Annotated in this window: 15 protein-coding genes; all 15 read right to left on the minus strand. The window is 28.1% G+C overall.

All coding sequences use genetic code 11. The features are described from left to right. Positions 1-15 precede the first annotated feature (15 nt). Positions 16-699 carry a DUF2225 domain-containing protein gene (locus AACH12_RS07055; protein WP_338534732.1) on the minus strand — a complete coding sequence of 228 codons (684 nt, stop codon included), beginning with the start codon at positions 697-699 and terminating at the stop codon, positions 16-18. A 13-nt stretch (positions 700-712) separates the two neighbouring features. After that, positions 713-1,150 (minus strand): NUDIX hydrolase, encoded by a 438-nt coding sequence (locus AACH12_RS07060; protein ID WP_338534733.1) that lies wholly within the window; start codon positions 1,148-1,150, stop codon positions 713-715. Between the two features lie 57 nt (positions 1,151-1,207). Next, positions 1,208-2,497 carry a methionine gamma-lyase family protein gene (locus AACH12_RS07065; protein ID WP_422388888.1) on the minus strand — a complete coding sequence of 430 codons (1,290 nt, stop codon included), beginning with the start codon at positions 2,495-2,497 and terminating at the stop codon, positions 1,208-1,210. A 79-nt stretch (positions 2,498-2,576) separates the two neighbouring features. Beyond that, positions 2,577-2,813, minus strand: coding sequence for an RNA chaperone Hfq (hfq, locus tag AACH12_RS07070; protein ID WP_338534734.1), 237 nt, complete (start codon positions 2,811-2,813; stop codon positions 2,577-2,579). 72 nt (positions 2,814-2,885) lie between these two features. After that, positions 2,886-3,827, minus strand: a complete 942-nt coding sequence (gene miaA / locus AACH12_RS07075; protein ID WP_338534735.1) for a tRNA (adenosine(37)-N6)-dimethylallyltransferase MiaA — start codon at positions 3,825-3,827, stop codon at positions 2,886-2,888. A 1-nt stretch (position 3,828) separates the two neighbouring features. After that, positions 3,829-5,790 carry a DNA mismatch repair endonuclease MutL gene (gene mutL / locus AACH12_RS07080; protein WP_338534736.1) on the minus strand — a complete coding sequence of 654 codons (1,962 nt, stop codon included), beginning with the start codon at positions 5,788-5,790 and terminating at the stop codon, positions 3,829-3,831. A gap of 4 nt (positions 5,791-5,794) precedes the next feature. Further along, positions 5,795-8,470, minus strand: coding sequence for a DNA mismatch repair protein MutS (gene mutS / locus AACH12_RS07085; protein ID WP_338534737.1), 2,676 nt, complete (start codon positions 8,468-8,470; stop codon positions 5,795-5,797). Positions 8,471-8,485: 15 nt separating this feature from the next. Further along, positions 8,486-9,868 carry a tRNA (N6-isopentenyl adenosine(37)-C2)-methylthiotransferase MiaB gene (gene miaB / locus AACH12_RS07090; RefSeq protein WP_338537355.1) on the minus strand — a complete coding sequence of 461 codons (1,383 nt, stop codon included), beginning with the start codon at positions 9,866-9,868 and terminating at the stop codon, positions 8,486-8,488. Between the two features lie 171 nt (positions 9,869-10,039). Beyond that, positions 10,040-10,771: a copper homeostasis protein CutC gene (locus tag AACH12_RS07095; protein WP_338534738.1), complete on the minus strand. Its 732-nt coding sequence runs from the start codon at positions 10,769-10,771 to the stop codon at positions 10,040-10,042. Continuing rightward, positions 10,761-12,473, minus strand: a complete 1,713-nt coding sequence (gene ptsP, locus AACH12_RS07100; protein ID WP_338534739.1) for a phosphoenolpyruvate--protein phosphotransferase — start codon at positions 12,471-12,473, stop codon at positions 10,761-10,763. Before ptsP ends, AACH12_RS07095 begins: the two co-directional genes overlap by 11 nt. A gap of 10 nt (positions 12,474-12,483) precedes the next feature. Then, a complete protein-coding gene (locus tag AACH12_RS07105) occupies positions 12,484-12,726 on the minus strand; it encodes an HPr family phosphocarrier protein (RefSeq protein WP_338534740.1) in 243 nt (80 codons plus the stop codon). Between the two features lie 8 nt (positions 12,727-12,734). Further along, positions 12,735-13,208 carry a PTS sugar transporter subunit IIA gene (locus AACH12_RS07110; protein ID WP_338534741.1) on the minus strand — a complete coding sequence of 158 codons (474 nt, stop codon included), beginning with the start codon at positions 13,206-13,208 and terminating at the stop codon, positions 12,735-12,737. A 23-nt stretch (positions 13,209-13,231) separates the two neighbouring features. Next, complete coding sequence (nagB, locus tag AACH12_RS07115; RefSeq protein WP_338534742.1) at positions 13,232-13,957, minus strand: glucosamine-6-phosphate deaminase; 726 nt, start codon at positions 13,955-13,957, stop codon at positions 13,232-13,234. Between the two features lie 20 nt (positions 13,958-13,977). Continuing rightward, the gene (gene nagA, locus AACH12_RS07120) at positions 13,978-15,096 is read right to left on the minus strand and encodes an N-acetylglucosamine-6-phosphate deacetylase (protein WP_338534743.1); all 1,119 of its coding nucleotides are present in this window, start codon (positions 15,094-15,096) and stop codon (positions 13,978-13,980) included. Between the two features lie 92 nt (positions 15,097-15,188). Beyond that, on the minus strand, positions 15,189-16,550 hold the full coding sequence (gene nagE / locus AACH12_RS07125; protein ID WP_463671013.1) for an N-acetylglucosamine-specific PTS transporter subunit IIBC: 1,362 nt from the start codon (positions 16,548-16,550) through the stop codon (positions 15,189-15,191). Between the last annotated feature and the right edge of the window lie 109 nt (positions 16,551-16,659).

Here is a 16,659-nt window from a genome sequence, read left to right on the forward strand (position 1 = left end):
TCTGCTATTTTAGTACTATTTATTTTTACTTTTTGTAAATTGAGATTTTGCTTCAGACCATTGATCACGAGTAAGTTTTTCAATATTAGGATAATCTTTAATATGAGCGCTTTGAAGTGTCAGCTGAAACCATTTGATCGAGTCAGTAAATTTTTCAAGACGTCTATTAATTTCACCTAATAAATATAAAATATTTACTTCATTTTGTGGATCTTCTTCTAAATATTCATTTGAGTATGATTTTTCAAAAAAATCAGCTGCAAATTTTAGGTAATCGTGTTCTTTTTCATCGTTAATGGATCTATAAAACCATGCAAATTTCAGGCAAAGTTTACCTTTTTCGCTATCTAGTGCATGAGTAATATTATAATTAAGTAGTATTAATTTATGTACTTCTATTGTGTCTTCAAATGTTCTTTCACCAGAATAATTTTTTCCCTTCCATTTTGAAGTTATTTTAGAAAGAATCAATGATTTTTGAGCGACAGTTAACTTTCCAAAATTTTTCTCAGTCGAGGAATATCCACAGTGAGGACAAACAAATGCTGAGTAAAACATTGGATTGATATCTTTATAATGGACACAAAAATCTGCATCTCTTTTTTCTGTTTTAACAAAAGCAGATTTAACTCTTTTGCTTGTAAATTTTTTACTACATACTGGACATGTATATTCTTTATCATATAATGCTTTATTCATAATTTCACCTATATTATTTTCTTATTGCTAAATTTATATTATCCCAATTCCAAGACTGAATTTCTTCAAGTATTTGTGGAAACACTTTATAATTTTTAAATTCTTCTTTTCGAATCCATCTATAATCAGAATGTTCGTGAGAAAGAATAACTTTTTCAGAAGTAGAATTACATAAATATGTTATGCCTTGTATATGAGTGTTAGACTTTTTAATTACTGTCCAAGAACCAAGTGGAAATAGAACCTTTACGCTAAGTATAGTTTCTTCTTTTATTTCACGCTCAAGTGCTTTTTCAATGTTTTCTCCAAATTCCAAACGTCCACCTGGAAATTCCCAAATTTCATTATTAGATTTTAAAGTTTTTCGCAGTATAAGAAATTTACCATTAAAGTATACCAATCCTTTTACTGAAACAAAAAAAATCTGACCTTCTTTTACATTTCCACTCATATTTCACCTATCCTTTATTACAATTATAACACAGTATTTTAATAGTTTTTAAAATAATTATATTGTAATTAAATTCTTATTAACTAATGCATTTAAACTTTTTAGAACACCAAATTTTGAATGTTCATACGTTAAACCGCCTTGAAAGTAAACAATGTATGGTTCTTTAATTGGTGCGTCTGCACTAAGTTCTATTGAAGAGCCTTGAACAAAAGCGCCCGCGGCCATAATAACCTCACTATTATATCCAGGCATATCCCAAGGGATTGGTGTTACAAAGGAATCAACTGGTGAAGCTTCTTGAATTCCTTTACAAAATTCAATCACTCTACTAGAATCCTCTAAAACAATAGACTGAATTATATCACTTCTATTATCATCAGGCATTGGAGAAACTTTAAAACCTAAATCATTATATACTTTAGAACACAAGACTGCTCCTTTAAGTGCACCGCTAACTACAGTTGGTGCCATAAATAATCCCTGAAAAATACTTCTAGATTGACCAAACATTAATCCACACTCTTTTCCTATTCCAGGAGATGTTAGTTTAAATGAAATTAACTCAATTAGATCTTTTTTTCCAACTATATAACCACCAGAAAGTGCAAGCCCACCGCCAGGATTTTTTATTAAAGAACCTGCCATTATATCTACACCTACATCTGTTGGTTCTTTGTAATCAAGAAATTCCCCGTAGCAATTATCTACCATAACAATTACATCATTTTTAATATTTCTTATATGAATTATTATTGATTTGATTTCATCAATAGTTAGAGCTTTTCTAAAGCTATATCCACTTGACCTTTGAATATAGATCATTTTAGTTGAATTATCAATTTGGTTTAATATATTTTTTTTATCAAAAAAACCATTATCAGTTAATTTAACTTCTTTATACTTAATACCATATTCAATTAAAGAGCCTTGTCCTTTTTTATTTGAAATTCCAATCACGTCTTCTAAAGTATCGTATGGCTTACCTGTTATAGAAAGCATAGTATCACCTGGTCTAAGTATTCCTGTTAAGGCTAAAGTTAAAGCATGCGTTCCATTAACAATTAAAGGTCTAACTATTGCATCTTCAGTATTAAAAATATCAGAAAAAACTCTTTCTAAGGTTTCCCTACCAATATCATCATAGCCATAGCCTGTATTCCAATTAAAGTGTTTATCACTTAATCTATTTTTTTGAAAAGCTTTTAGCACTTTTAACTGATTATATTCAGCAATAGTGTTTATTTTTTCAAAGTTCTTTTTTATACTTTCTTCAGCTGAATTTATTAGTTCGATTACTTTTAAATCAATACCCATTTCTTCATACATTGTATCTATTAATTTCATGTTACTACTCCTAAACTTATATACATATACTTTTTAAGTTAGTAAAATATAAAAACGCCTGTAAACAGACGTTTAAATTTTATACATTTTGTACGCTTTGGACAAAATTAACTTCTTTAGTAGGTATAATTGTTGAAATTGCATGTTTATAAATCATTTGTTGTTTACCTTCACTATTTAAAACTATTGTATAACTATCAAATCCTTTAACAAGACCTTTAATTTGATATCCGCTAACTAAAAAAACAGTTATTGGTGTTTTGTCTTTTCTTACTTGATTTAGAAAAATATCTTGTAAATTAAGAACGTTCTTCATTTAATCATCCCCCCTTCTCATTATTAATTGAATCATATGCCTAATCTATATTATTCGTCATCATATGTCTATTTATTTACTGACATTATGAAATGTTCGAATATATTGTAAAATGGAATTACTTGCATTTTCTATTGATTTAAGTTCATCTAAATCAAACCATTTAAGAAATTTATACCTTTTAAACCAAGTGATTTGTCTTTTTGCATATCTTCTTGAATTTTGTTTGATCATGGAAGTAAGCGTTTCATAATCAATTTTATCATCAAGGTACATTAACACTTCTTTATATCCTATACCCTGCATTGAACGATTTAATTCAGAAAGTCCTATGTTTTTTAGAAATTTAACTTCATCAATAAGGCCACTATTAAGCATAATATCAACTCTTTTATTAATTCTTGCATAAAGTTTCTTTCTATTTCTTGTTAAGCCTAAAAGAATAATATTATAATCACTTGAAAGTTTATTGAGATCAGAAAAATCAGTTCCTTTACTGCCATTTACTTTAATAATTTCAAGTGATCGAATAACTTTTTTTACATTATTAAAATGAATTTTTTCAGCAGCCGATGGATCTTTACTTTTAAGCATTTCATATAAGTAAAGTTTTCCATGTTCTTTTAAAAGTAATTCTAACTCCGCTCTATATTCTTTATCTTCTGTAACACTTGCAAAATCCATATCGTAAATTAGTGAGTTTGCATAAAGTCCAGTTCCGCCAACAATTATCGGTACTTTTCCTCTACTCATTATATCATTAATATAGGTTTTTGCCATAATAGAATAATCTGAAACTGAAAATTCTTTTTTAGGATCTATTTCATCGATTAAGTAATGTTTAATATCTTTTATTTCTTCTTGGCTTGGTTTAGCAGTTCCTATATTCATATATTTATAAAGTTGCATAGAATCGCACGAAATAATTTCCCCGTTTAATTCTTTTGCAATTTTAATTGATAATTCAGTTTTGCCTACAGCTGTTGGACCTACTATTATAATTAAATCTTTCATTTTATATCCTCTTAAATTTCTTCATAATTTCATTTTTAGTAATCGCTATTATTATTGGTCTACCATGTGGACATGTATATGGATCATCAAGTTTTTTTAGCCTAGAAAGCAAGGAATCTACTTCAATATCCATAATTAAATCATTCGCTTTTATAGCATTCTTACATGACGATTGAATAATTGAAGCGGTTTTTAAATCATAAACATTGCTAAAGTTTTTATCAATTTTACTTAAAATTTCTAGCACAAAATCTTTTGTAACAGGACTATTAAACGCTATAGGAAGTTCTCTTATAATAATAGAATTCTCTCCAAATGATTCAATATAAACTCCAAGGTTTTTAAAACTCTCTATATTATTGATTGCTTTAGAGTAATCAATGTAATTTAGTGCTATAATAATTGGATCAAGTAAAATCTGTGAATTCAATTTTTTGTTTTTAAATTGAAGAAGATATTCTTCGTAGAGCACTTTTTCATGAGCAGCATGTTGATCTATCATATACATTTTACTATTCTTTTCGAAAATAAGGTATGTTGAAAAAATACTTCCAATAAATACTAGGTTATCGTAAAGTTCACTAGTATTTGAAATAATTTTTTTTTCATGAGTATAATCTTTTGAGTAATTATCTTCAATAACAAAATCGTCTAGTGAAATAACTTTTGAAGGATTTACTTCTTTAGATAAAGCACTATTATTATAGGAAAACGGTTTATGAGTAGAAGTATTTTTAGAAATAGAATTTGTAAAAGAGATATTCTCTTTGAATTCACTATTATTTTTATTTTCAGTAGCTTTATTTTTCTTTACATCTACTACATTTTCATTGATATTTGATTTATAATTATTTAATTGATGTTTTTGAGCTGTTTTTATTTCACTTTCTAAATTAATATTATTCTTTTTATTTGTTATATTCCTATCTTCAAATTGGATTTTATCTGTTTTGAGTTCTATTTCTGGGATTAAATCATTTTCAAGTAAGGCTTTTCTAACTGTTTTATATATTTCTTGTTTAATAAGGCCATCATCATTAAATTTAATTTCTGTTTTTGATGGATGAATGTTTACATCAATTTCAGATGGATTTATTTCAATAAATATAAAACATAGTGGATGTCTACCACTTGGAATCATTGTTTTATATGAAATCCTAAGAGCCTCAGAAATTTCTTTAGATTTTATATATCTTCCATTTACAAAAACTATCTGCATTTTTCTATTTGCTTTAGTTAATTTAACATTTGAGATATAGCCGCTTATTTTTAAACTATTTGTATCAGAATAAATTTCAATCATATTCTTTGAAATTTCTCTTGAATATATAGAAAAAATTGATTCAATTAATGAATTTTCTTTTTTAGTAATAAACATATTTTTTTTATCAACGATGTATTTAAAATCAATGTTTTTATTTGAAAGTGCAAGTTTATTAACTATATCGCTAATAGCTGCTGTTTCACTCGAACTTGATTTCATGAATTTCTCTCTAGCTGGTGTATTAAAAAACAAATCCATTACGCTAATTGTAGTTCCTCTATTAAAACCAACATTTGTCTTATCTACAACTTTATTAGCAGAAAGAGTTAATTTAGTACCAATTTTGTCTTCAGAATTTCTTGTTACTAATACAATATTAGAAACAGAACCAATACTGGCAAGAGCTTCACCTCTAAAACCTAAACTGTTTGTTTTATAAATGTCCTCAGCTTTTCTAATTTTACTTGTTGCATGTCTTTCAAATGCAATTAGTATATCATCTTTATTTATTCCATCACCATTATCTGTGACTCTAATTAAGCTCTTACCGCCATTTACAATTTCTACAGTTATTGAAGTTGAATTAGCATCTATTGCATTTTCAATAAGTTCTTTGACTACAGAAAGAGGTCTTTCAACAACTTCACCAGCAGCTATTTTATTGGCTGTTTCTCTGTCTAATTTTATTATTCTATTCAAGTTATCACCTATCTCCACTTGCTTTTTTTACAAGTTCAAATAATTTATTCATAGATTCCATTGGTGTAAGGTTGTTTATATTAATTAAATTAAGTTCATCTAAAATTTCTTTTCCAATAAGAGTATCATCATTTTCTAAAAAAGTCAGCTGATTTTTGGAAGGATTATCATTTTCTTTAGATAAGCCAGTATAATCTTTAGTTATACATGATGTGTCATTTAAAATATTATTTATATTTTTATTTATATCATTTTTTTCAAGCTTTTCTAAAATTTCACTTGCTTTATTTAGAACTTCTTTCGGAAGACCTGCAAGTTTAGCGACCTTTATTCCATAACTATGATTAGCACTGCCTTCAACTATTTTTCTTAAAAAAACAATTTCATCATCTATCTCGTTTACTGAAATTCTATAGTTTTTAACGCCGTAAAACTTACCTTCAAGTTCTGTTAGTTCATGATAATGAGTGGCAAACATTGTTTTAGGAGTATTTTCTTTCTTTTCAGAAATATATTCAACTACTGCCCATGCAATACTTAAACCATCATAAGTACTTGTTCCTCTTCCAATTTCATCAAGAATAATAAGAGAATCTTTTGTAGCGTTATTTAATATATTTGCAAGTTCACTCATTTCAACCATAAAAGTACTTTGGCCTTGGCCTAAATCATCTGATGCTCCAACCCTTGTAAATATTCTATCAACTATTCCTATTTCAGCTTTAGTGGCAGGAACAAAGCATCCAATTTGAGCCATTAATGTTATAAGGGCAACTTGTCTTAAATAAGTTGACTTACCAGCCATATTTGGACCAGTTATTATATAGATTTTATTTTCATTATTATCAAGTCTTGTATCATTTGGTATAAATTCTTCGCTATTTACAAGTTTCTCAATAACAGGATGTCTACCAGAGATGATTTCAACATTTTTACTTGTATTTACAATTGGTTTTACATAATTACTTGAATAACTTACTTCTGCAAAACTACAAAGTACATCAAGATAAGCAATAGATTTAGCGCTATTTAGGAATCTATTAATGTTATTTAATAATTCTTTTCTAATTTCATTAAAAATTTTATACTCAATTTCAACTATTTTTTCTTTTGCGCCTAAAACTTTAACTTCTATTTCTTTTAGTTCTTCAGTAATATATCTCTCTGAATTAGCAAGCGTTTGCTTTCTAATGTATGATGTTGGTACTAAAGAAGAATTAGCTCTTGTAACGTCTATATAATATCCAAAAACTTTATTAAAACCAATTTTAAGTGTTTTAATGCCTGTTTTTTCTTTTTCTCTTTTTTCAATATCAATAATCCATTTGCTTCCATTATCAATAGCTTCTCTAAGCTCTTTTATTTCCTCATTATAATCTGATTTTATTAATCCACCTTCTTTAATAGTAATAGGTGGTTCTTCTTTGATGGATCTTTCTATTAGACTAAACATATCCTCTAAGGCATCAATATTAAGATTAATACTAGATAATTCAGAATTTTTAAAGTCTCTTAAAAGATTTTTAATAATAGGAAGTACACTTATTGATTTTTTTAGTGAAAGTAAATCTCTAGCATTTGCATTTCCAAATACAAGCTTTGAAGAAAGTCTTTCTAAGTCATACATTTCACCTAGCAAATTTCTAAGCTCATCTCTTAAAAAAAGATCATTTACTAATATTTCTACGCTAGAAAGTCTTGAATTTATTTTATTGACTGAAAGAAGAGGTTCTTCGAGTAAAGTTAATAATTCTCTTCTACCCATAGATGTTTTAGTTTTATCTAAAACCCAAAGAAGTGATCCTTTTTTTTCTCCGCTTCTCATAGTTTCTCTTATTTCAAGGTTTCTTCTTGTAAATTTATCTAGTATCATAAAATCACTATGTGAGTAAATATCAATATTTGTAAAATGTTTTAAGTTAACTTTTTGTGTATCTTCAATATATTTAAGTAATGCTCCGCTAGAAGAAATAAGTGCAATATTATTATCAAATCCAATACTATCTGAAGTAAATACATTAAAAATTCTACTAATATTAGCTTCACAGTTATCTAAAGAAAAATAAGACTTATCAAGCGGTGTTTTTAAATAATCATTTGGTATTCTATCAATATATTCACTTGAAAGAGAAGAATCATATATAATTTCTGAAGGATTAATTTTATTTATTTCGTCAATTAATTTAATAAATCCGTCTTCAGCGTTAAAATAAGTAGTTTTAATTATTCCTGTTGTAATATCTGCATATGAAAATCCAAATTTATCACTAGAAAAATAAAGGCAAGAGACATAATTGTTTTTAGAATCACTAATCATATTCGGATCAATAATCATACCTGGTGAAATAGTTCTAATTACTTCCCTTTTAACAATTCCTTTTGCGGTTGACGGGTCTTCTACTTGTTCACATACAGCTATTTTAAATCCTTTAGACACAAGTTTTTCAATATATTTACTAGCAGCATGGTAGGGTACCCCACAAAGTGGTGCTTTTTCCTCAAGTCCGCAGTTTCTACCAGTCAGTGTAATTTCAAGTGCTTTTGAAGCTACAATTGCATCATCAAAAAACATTTCATAGAAATCACCTAATCGATAAAATAAAATAGAATCAGGATTTTTCTCTTTTATTGCAAAATATTGTTTCATCATAGGAGTTAATTTATTTTTGTTTATAATCATTATTTCCTCCCTATGCTATTTATCTAATACTTCAACTAATTCACCAACAAGTGAAAATTTCTTTGGATTTGTAATTTTAACCAAAACAAATTTTCCAATTAATTCATCACTACCTTCAAAATGAACACCATTATTCATACGTGACCTACCAGTAAGTAGTTTGTCTTCAGATTTACTTTTTTCTTCAACTAATACTTCTAGAATTTCACCTTTTCTATTAGCATTTTTTTCTATAATTATTTTATTAAGCTCATCTAGTACTTTTTCAAATCGAACGTGCTTTAATTTTTCATCAATTTGATTTTCATAAGTATATGCGGGAGTTCCTTGCCTTTTTGAATAGATATAAGTAAATGCAGAATCATAACGTACTTCTTTAATTAGTTTAATTGTATCTTCAATATCTTCATCAGTTTCACCTGGAAATCCAATTATAAAATCAGTCGAAATAGAAAGTCCTTTAATTCTTTCTTTTGCGTAATTTATCATTTCCATATATTTTTCTACTGTGTAGTTTCTGTTCATAGCTTTTAATAGTCTATTTGAACCAGCTTGAATAGGAAGATGTAAATGCTCACATACATGCTCACACTCTGCCATTGTATCAATTAGTTCCTTTGAAATGTCTTTAGGATGTGATGTCATAAACTTAATTCTCTCTATGCCTTCAATTTTGTTAACTTCACGTAATAAATCAGAAAATGATATTTTATTTTCAAGTGTTTTACCATATGAGTTTACATTTTGTCCTAAAAGAGTTACATCTTTTATACCATCATTTACAAGACCTTCAATTTCATTTATAATATCTTCAGTTTTTCTACTTCTTTCACGCCCTCTAGTATATGGAACTATACAATAAGTGCAGAAATTATTACAACCATACATAATATTAACATATGCTTTTAATCCAAACTTTCTTTCAAGTGGAAGGCCTTCTATGATTTCTCCTTCATTGTCCCAGACTTCTACAACTGTATTCTTAGTTCCAAATGCTTTAGATAATAGAGAAGGAAAATTATGAGTATTATGAGTTCCAAAAATTAAATCGACATGTCTATATTTTTTCTTTATTTCTTCTACTACCTGAGCTTGTTGCATCATACATCCACAAACAGCTATTTTTAAGTTGGGATTTTTCTCTTTTAGTGATTTCAGATGTCCCAAATTTCCATAAACTCTTAATTCTGCATTTTCTCTAACGCAACATGTATTAAAAATAATTAAATCTGCATCTTCTTTAACTTCAGTTCTTTCATAACCCATAAGTTTAAGCATACCAATTAATTTTTCCGAATCATGCTCATTCATTTGGCAGCCGTAAGTGATTATCATAAATTTATTAGTTTTATCTGTTTTTTCAAAAAGTTCATGATTTTTTTGTCTTATATCATTCATTATTATTTGATTTTTAAGAATTAATTCAGTTGGTGATACATATCTATCAATTTTCATTTTTGCCTCCATATAAGCCTTATAATACAGCTTATATTATAACATAATAAAGTCAAAAAAATTAAAAAAAGAATGAACATAATCAAATAAAAGATATTGTTCATTCTCTAATTTCTATGAGTTAATAGCCTTAACTATTTTTACAATTTTTTCTAAAGAAGCTTCTTCAATTAAATATTCGCTTTCCTTTGAAACAGAGCCCATACTTATATTTTTTTTTCTAAACTGCATTTTGCTCTGAGTAAAGTGTTTGCCCGAAAGATGAATCTCACTAATATTTATTTCTTTAAATTTACTTATATTATCCAAGTTTATTCCAGAACCTGCCATAATAATGACATCTTCACTTTTTTTAGTCAGTTTTTCTAATACACCAATTCCATCAATTGCTCTTTGCTTTCCGCCACCAGTAAGAATTCTTTTAATTCCAAGCTCTTTTGATATTTCAAGACTATTATCAAGATTATTTGACATATCAAATGCTCTATGAAATATAAAATCTTTATTTGGTGCAGATTCAATAGCTAGTTTCATTCTCTTTGCATCAATACTTCCATCTGCCTTTAGTATTCCAATTACAAAGCCTTCTATATTAAGCTCTTTAAAGAGTTCAATATCGTTTAACATACAAGAAAATTCATAATCATCATAACAAAAATCCCCAGCCCTGGGTCTAATCATAAGAACTACAGGAATATTTACATTTTCTAGAGTTTCTTTAACTAAACCAAATGAAGGTGTAGTTCCTCCAATTGATAAATCTTGGCACAATTCTAAACGCGTTGCACCAGCTTTTTCAGCTATTACTCCTGAACTTACTCTATCTACACATATCTCAATTTTCATATGAATGCACCTTTAAAGAGTCTTTTACTTGGTCAAGAGTTTTAGATAAAAGTACTTTTTCTTTCCATTTTTTTAATTTTGAAGAATCAATTTGCTTCATAGTAAATCTTGCTTTAAGAATACTTGAACTAGACATAGATAGTTCGTCTATTCCCATAGATATCCATAGTGGCAATAATAAACTATTTGCACCTGCTTCTCCGCACATTCCAACCCAAATATCATTATTTTTTCCAGCTTTTATAACATTTGCAATAAGATTTATAACTGCTGGTTGAAGCGGTGTATATATATTTATTAATTTTGGGTTCATTCTATCACTTGCTGTTACATACTGTGTTAGATCATTGGTTCCAATGCTAAAAAAATCAACTTCTTTTGCAAAATCATTTGCCATTATTGCAGCGGATGGAACTTCTATCATCATTCCTATTTCAATTTTATTAGAAATCTTTTCTGATTTTTTTTGTAGTTTCTCTTTTTCTTCATTATATATTTCTTTTACTTTTCTTATTTCTTCAATCATACTTATCATTGGAAACATAATAGAAAGATTACCAAAATAACTTGCACGAATAAGTGCGCGAAGTTGAGTTCTAAGAACATCATCATTTTCAAGACAATATCTTATAGCTCTAAATCCTAAAAATGGATTTAACTCATTAGGGAAATCCATATATGGAATTTTTTTATCTCCACCAATATCAAGAGTTCTTATTACAACTTTATGATTTGGAAAACTACTCAATATTTTCTTGTAAACTTCAAATTGTTCTTCTTCACTAGGAGCTTTTTTTCTATCCATAAATAAAAATTCTGTTCTAAAAAGTCCTATACCTTCAGCGCCAACTTCTAAAGCATGTTTTAAGTCTTTTTCAGTTCCGATATTAGAAGCTATGTGTATATACTTATTATCTTTAGTTTTTGATCTTTCATTTTTAAGAGTTAAAATTTTAGTTTTAAATTCCAATTCTTTTGTTTTAGTATTTTTATAGTATAGTACTTGTTTATTAGAAGGATTTGATATTAGTACTCCTTTATTGCCATCGATAATTAAATCTGTATTATCTTTAACTAATTTGCTAATATTATTTATTACTAGTGCGGGTATTTCAAGTGTTCTAGCCATAATAGCTGTATGACTTGTCTTGCCACCTTTTTCTGTAACGATTCCCTTAATATATTTTTTATTTAATTTTGCAATTTCGCTTGGCAATAAATCTTCACTTATAATAATTGTATCTTTGCATATTTTACTAAGGTCAATAGTTTTTTTACCATTAACTGCATAGATAAGCTTAGTCATAATATCTTTTAAATCAAGTGCTCTCTCATTCATATAATCGTTATCCATTTGTGAAAACATATCTATATAACTTGAATAAATTTTATGAATAGCATTCAAAGCATACTCATTATTTGCGATTTCTTTTTCTATATTTTCTTTTATCTCAGGATCATCAAGAATCATTAGATGCGCTTGAAAAATTGCAGATTCATCTTGGCTCATTGTTTCATTTGTATGACTAATTAAATGCTTAAGTTCTTTCTCAGTTGTTTTAAGAGCTTCATTATATTTATTTAACTGCAAAATTTGATCTTTAGATTTTCCCTTTTCAAGTATTATTTCTTCTTTCACATATATAAGTGATTTTCCAAAACCTATTCCTTCAGATACTCCAATTCCTTTTATTTCATTCATTTTTTCGCCCCTATAAAGAATTTAATAAATTAATTATTCCCTTCTTTGCTTCTAATTCGTCTTCGCCTATACACTCAATTTCAAATTTACTAGCAAATTTTGCGTCCATACTCATTATTGACATAATACTTTTTGCATTGAATTTAACACCATCTTTTATAAAATTTATTGTAGATTTATATTTTTTTGCTTCTTGAACTATCATACTTGCTGGTCTTGCATGAAGTCCCAATTCATTTTTTATCTCAAACATATTTCCTCCTACTTTGTAATTTTGATAATTTCTGTTTTTAATGCTATCGATTTACCGCTTTCTATACTTATTTTTTTATAATTATCATAATTGGTTATAACAATTGGACTTACAGTTGATTTACCTTTTGATTTAATGAAATCTAAATCCATTTCTGCTATTAAATCGCCTTTTTTAATAGTATCACCTGAGTTTTTGTAATTTTTAAATCCTTGGCCATTCAATTCAACTGTATCAATTCCTAAATGAATAAGAATCTCTACTCCTTGATCAGAAAGTATTGAATATGCATGTTTAGTAGAAAAAACTTGTATAAGTTTACCAGAAATTGGCGCATATACTTTGCCATTTGATGGTTTAATTGCTAGTCCATCTCCTACCATTTTTTTTGAAAATACCTCATCGTCCACTTTACTTAACTCAATGATATCACCTTCTATAGGCGAAATTAAAACAATGTTTTTTTTAAAAATTCCTAGCATAATATGCTCCTTCTATATTAATATTATAATTTACTTGCTGCTTTTTTATCTATTATTAGTACCACATCAGGATGAAGCTGAAGTACACTTGCTGGTAAGTTAGGTGTAATTGGGCCTTTTACCATTTGAAAAATTGCCTCTGATTTTTCAATGCCTGAAGCGAGTAATACTATTTTTTTTGATTGCATTATATTTTTAATTCCCATACTAATAGCCATTTTAGGAACATCATGAGAATCATTAAAAAATCTAGAATTGGCTTCAATTGTAGATTTATCTAAATTTACTAAATGAGTTCTAGCTTCAAATTTAATATCTGGCTCATTAAAACCAATATGTCCGTTTTGACCGATTCCTAAAACTTGAAGGTCAATACCTCCAACACTTTCAATTAGGTGATCATAATTTTTACATTCTTTTTCAATATCTTTAGCTTGGCTGAGTGGAATATGAATATTTTTTTTATTGATATTTATTTTAGAAAATAAATTTTTATTCATATAGTAATGATAACTTTGTTCATTTTCAGCTTTAATTCCATAGTACTCATCTAGATTAATTGTAGTAATTAATGAAAAATCAATTAACTTCTCTCTATAGTATTTAATAAGGCCTTTATACATTCCTTCTGGAGTTGATCCAGTTGCGAGACCTAAAACTGAATTTGGTTTTAGTATAACTTGACTTGCTAAAATTTGTGTTGCTTTAAAACTCATTTCTTCATAGTTTTCAGTTATGATTATTCTCATATAGTCCTCTCTTTAAAATATTAGAATATTTTTTCTCCTTCAATCCAAGTGGAAACAACATCTAAATTTTTATTTAGTATAACAAAATCTGATAATTTACCAATTTCAATTACTCCGTAATTAGAATCTTTATCAATTGATTTTGCAGGGTTTAATGTAGCCATTTTTATTATGTCGTATAAAGGTAATTTCGTTAATTCATTTATATTTTTGATTGCCTTATCCATAGTTAAAATACTACCTGCAAGAACTCCGGATTTTAATCTTGCAGATGTTTTATCAACATAAACTTCTTGGCCGCCAAGTTCATATACGCCTTCTTCCATTCCTCCTGCTCTTATGGAGTCAGTTATTATTATTCCTTGATCAACTCCTATTATATTAATAAAGGTTTCTAAAAATGCTGGATTTATATGAATTTTATCTGCTATAAACTCGGTTTCATATTTTTTACTAAAACATGCTCCAACTATTCCAGGCTTTCTATGGTGGAGGCCTGTCATTGCATTGAAACAATGTGTGCAGTGTTTAACACCCATCTTATATGCAATAAGTGCAGTTTCATAATTTGCATTTGAGTGACCAATACTTAAATTGATACCTGGATTATTTTTTATAAAGTCAAAATTATCATCTTCCTCAACCGCTAATGTTATAATTTTAATTATATCATTATATTTGTCAATATCTTTCCATGAAGGTTTTCTAATATATTTTTCGCTTTGAGCGCCTTTATATTCTTTGCTTATAAAGGGTCCTTCTAAATAAGCGCCCATTATTTTTGCACCTTTATAATTATTTTTATTTATAGCTACTTTAATTACTTCAAGTGAATCAATGATTTTAGAAAGTTTCATTGTCATCGTAGTTGCTAGATACCTTGTTACTCCTGTTTTTATAATTTCTTTTGATATATTTTCAAGTGATTCTAAAGATGAATCCATAACATCATATCCTTTGAATCCGTGTATATGAATGTCAATGAAACCTGGAGATATATAATTTCCCTCTACATCTATGATTTTACAGCCCTTTGGTGCTGCATCTTTTATTGATATTATTGTAGAATCAAATATTAGGACTTTATTATCAAGTATTTGATTTTCTAAAATAATTTTTCCATTAATAAATGCTTTCATATTTTCTCCTCCTTTTGAAAAAGATCCAAATTGAATCTCTTTCAAAAGTGCCAAATAATTTTGGCACGAATTTTATTAGCTAAAAATAACAACTAAAGTATTTTATTGATATTTGAAGCAATAATTTCTGCTTTTGTACCAACAACTACTTGCAGAGAACCTTCTGCTGGTCTGATTACTCCAGAAGAACCTAATTTTTTTAATTCATTTTCATTAATATTTTTATTATCTTTAACGTCTAAGCGAAGTCTTGTTATGCATGCATCAACGTTAAGTATATTTGTTTTTCCTCCAAGAGCTTCAATATAACTTAAAGCTAAATTATCAATAGAACCTTTTGAACTTACAATTATATCTTCATCTTCTCTACCAGGAGTTTTAAGGTCTTTAATTTTAATTATAAAGTAGAATAGTGTAAAATAAATTATTCCGAATACTAGTCCTACAGGAATAAGTAGCCATCCTTTTGTTGATAATCCCATATTAAGAAAATAATCTATTGCTCCTGCTGAAAATGTAAATCCGTGATGTATTCCAAGTAAATAAACAACTGCCATACTAAGTCCTGTAAGTAATGCGTGTACTAGGTAAAGTGCAGGCGCTAAAAACATAAACATAAATTCAATTGGTTCAGTTATTCCTGTTAAAAACGCTGTAAAGGCTACTGAAAATAATAAACCTGCTACCTCTTTTTTTCTATCTTTTTTAGCAGTTACATACATTGCAAGAGCAGCACCTGGAAGTCCAAACATCATAACTGGATAAAAACCTGTCATAAATATGCCTGCACTAGGATCTCCGGCAAAGAATCGCCATAAATCACCATTGGCACCATTATAAGAACCAAATACAAACCATACTAAATTGTTTATTACATGATGAAGTCCAATTGGAATTAGAAGTCTATTTAATGCTCCAAATGCAAAAACTCCAAATACTCCTGTGCTAATTATAAATTGTCCTATTTGATCAATACCACTTTGTACTAGTGGCCAACCATATCCAGCCATTAATGCTAAAACAATAGCTGTCAGTGATGTTACAATTGGAACAAATCTTTTTCCACCAAAAAATCCAAGCCACGATGGAAGCTCTATATCGTGATATTTATTATATAAATTACCTGCTATAATACCAATAATAATTCCACCTAATACCCCCATATTAATAGTGTCATTGATAGCTTTTGCCCCTTCTGTTAATGTAAAATAACCTACTGCACCCGCAAGCCCAGCTGCTCCATTGTTGTCTTTTGCAAGACCAACTGCAATACCTATTGCGAATAGAAGTGCTAGATTTCCAAAGATTGCACTACCTGCAGCGCTCATAAATGGAATGTTAAATACATCTGCCTGACCAAGTCTAAGTAAAATACCTGCAATTGGTAAGACTGCTACTGGAAGCATAAGTGCTTTACCTAGCTTCTGAGTTTTGCTAAAAAAATTACTCAAAATAATTCCTCCCTGTAAAATAATAATATATTTGTGTGAACTTTTATTATTTATATCTAGGATAAATAATAGATTGATTTAAAATCAATAGTTCACAAAAAAAGGCATAAAC

Origin of the sequence: Helicovermis profundi, from assembly GCF_033097505.1 — a bacterium.
GTDB lineage: Bacteria > Bacillota > Clostridia > Peptostreptococcales > Acidaminobacteraceae > Helicovermis > Helicovermis profundi.

What these genes read in the sequence shown, in the direction of transcription:
- AACH12_RS07095 (WP_338534738.1), bottom strand. Translation starts at nt 10,771, where the DNA reads ATGAAAATTGAGATATGTGTAGATAGAGTAAGTTCAGGAGTAATAGCT.
- mutS (WP_338534737.1), bottom strand. Translation starts at nt 8,470, where the DNA reads ATGATTATAAACAAAAATAAATTAACTCCTATGATGAAACAATATTTT.
- hfq (WP_338534734.1), bottom strand. Translation starts at nt 2,813, where the DNA reads ATGAAGAACGTTCTTAATTTACAAGATATTTTTCTAAATCAAGTAAGA.
- AACH12_RS07110 (WP_338534741.1), bottom strand. Translation starts at nt 13,208, where the DNA reads ATGCTAGGAATTTTTAAAAAAAACATTGTTTTAATTTCGCCTATAGAA.
- AACH12_RS07055 (WP_338534732.1), bottom strand. Translation starts at nt 699, where the DNA reads ATGAATAAAGCATTATATGATAAAGAATATACATGTCCAGTATGTAGT.
- AACH12_RS07105 (WP_338534740.1), bottom strand. Translation starts at nt 12,726, where the DNA reads ATGTTTGAGATAAAAAATGAATTGGGACTTCATGCAAGACCAGCAAGT.
- nagB (WP_338534742.1), bottom strand. Translation starts at nt 13,957, where the DNA reads ATGAGAATAATCATAACTGAAAACTATGAAGAAATGAGTTTTAAAGCA.
- nagA (WP_338534743.1), bottom strand. Translation starts at nt 15,096, where the DNA reads ATGAAAGCATTTATTAATGGAAAAATTATTTTAGAAAATCAAATACTT.
- AACH12_RS07060 (WP_338534733.1), bottom strand. Translation starts at nt 1,150, where the DNA reads ATGAGTGGAAATGTAAAAGAAGGTCAGATTTTTTTTGTTTCAGTAAAA.
- miaB (WP_338537355.1), bottom strand. Translation starts at nt 9,868, where the DNA reads ATGAATGATATAAGACAAAAAAATCATGAACTTTTTGAAAAAACAGAT.
- ptsP (WP_338534739.1), bottom strand. Translation starts at nt 12,473, where the DNA reads ATGAATGAAATAAAAGGAATTGGAGTATCTGAAGGAATAGGTTTTGGA.
- AACH12_RS07065 (WP_422388888.1), bottom strand. Translation starts at nt 2,497, where the DNA reads ATGAAATTAATAGATACAATGTATGAAGAAATGGGTATTGATTTAAAA.
- miaA (WP_338534735.1), bottom strand. Translation starts at nt 3,827, where the DNA reads ATGAAAGATTTAATTATAATAGTAGGTCCAACAGCTGTAGGCAAAACT.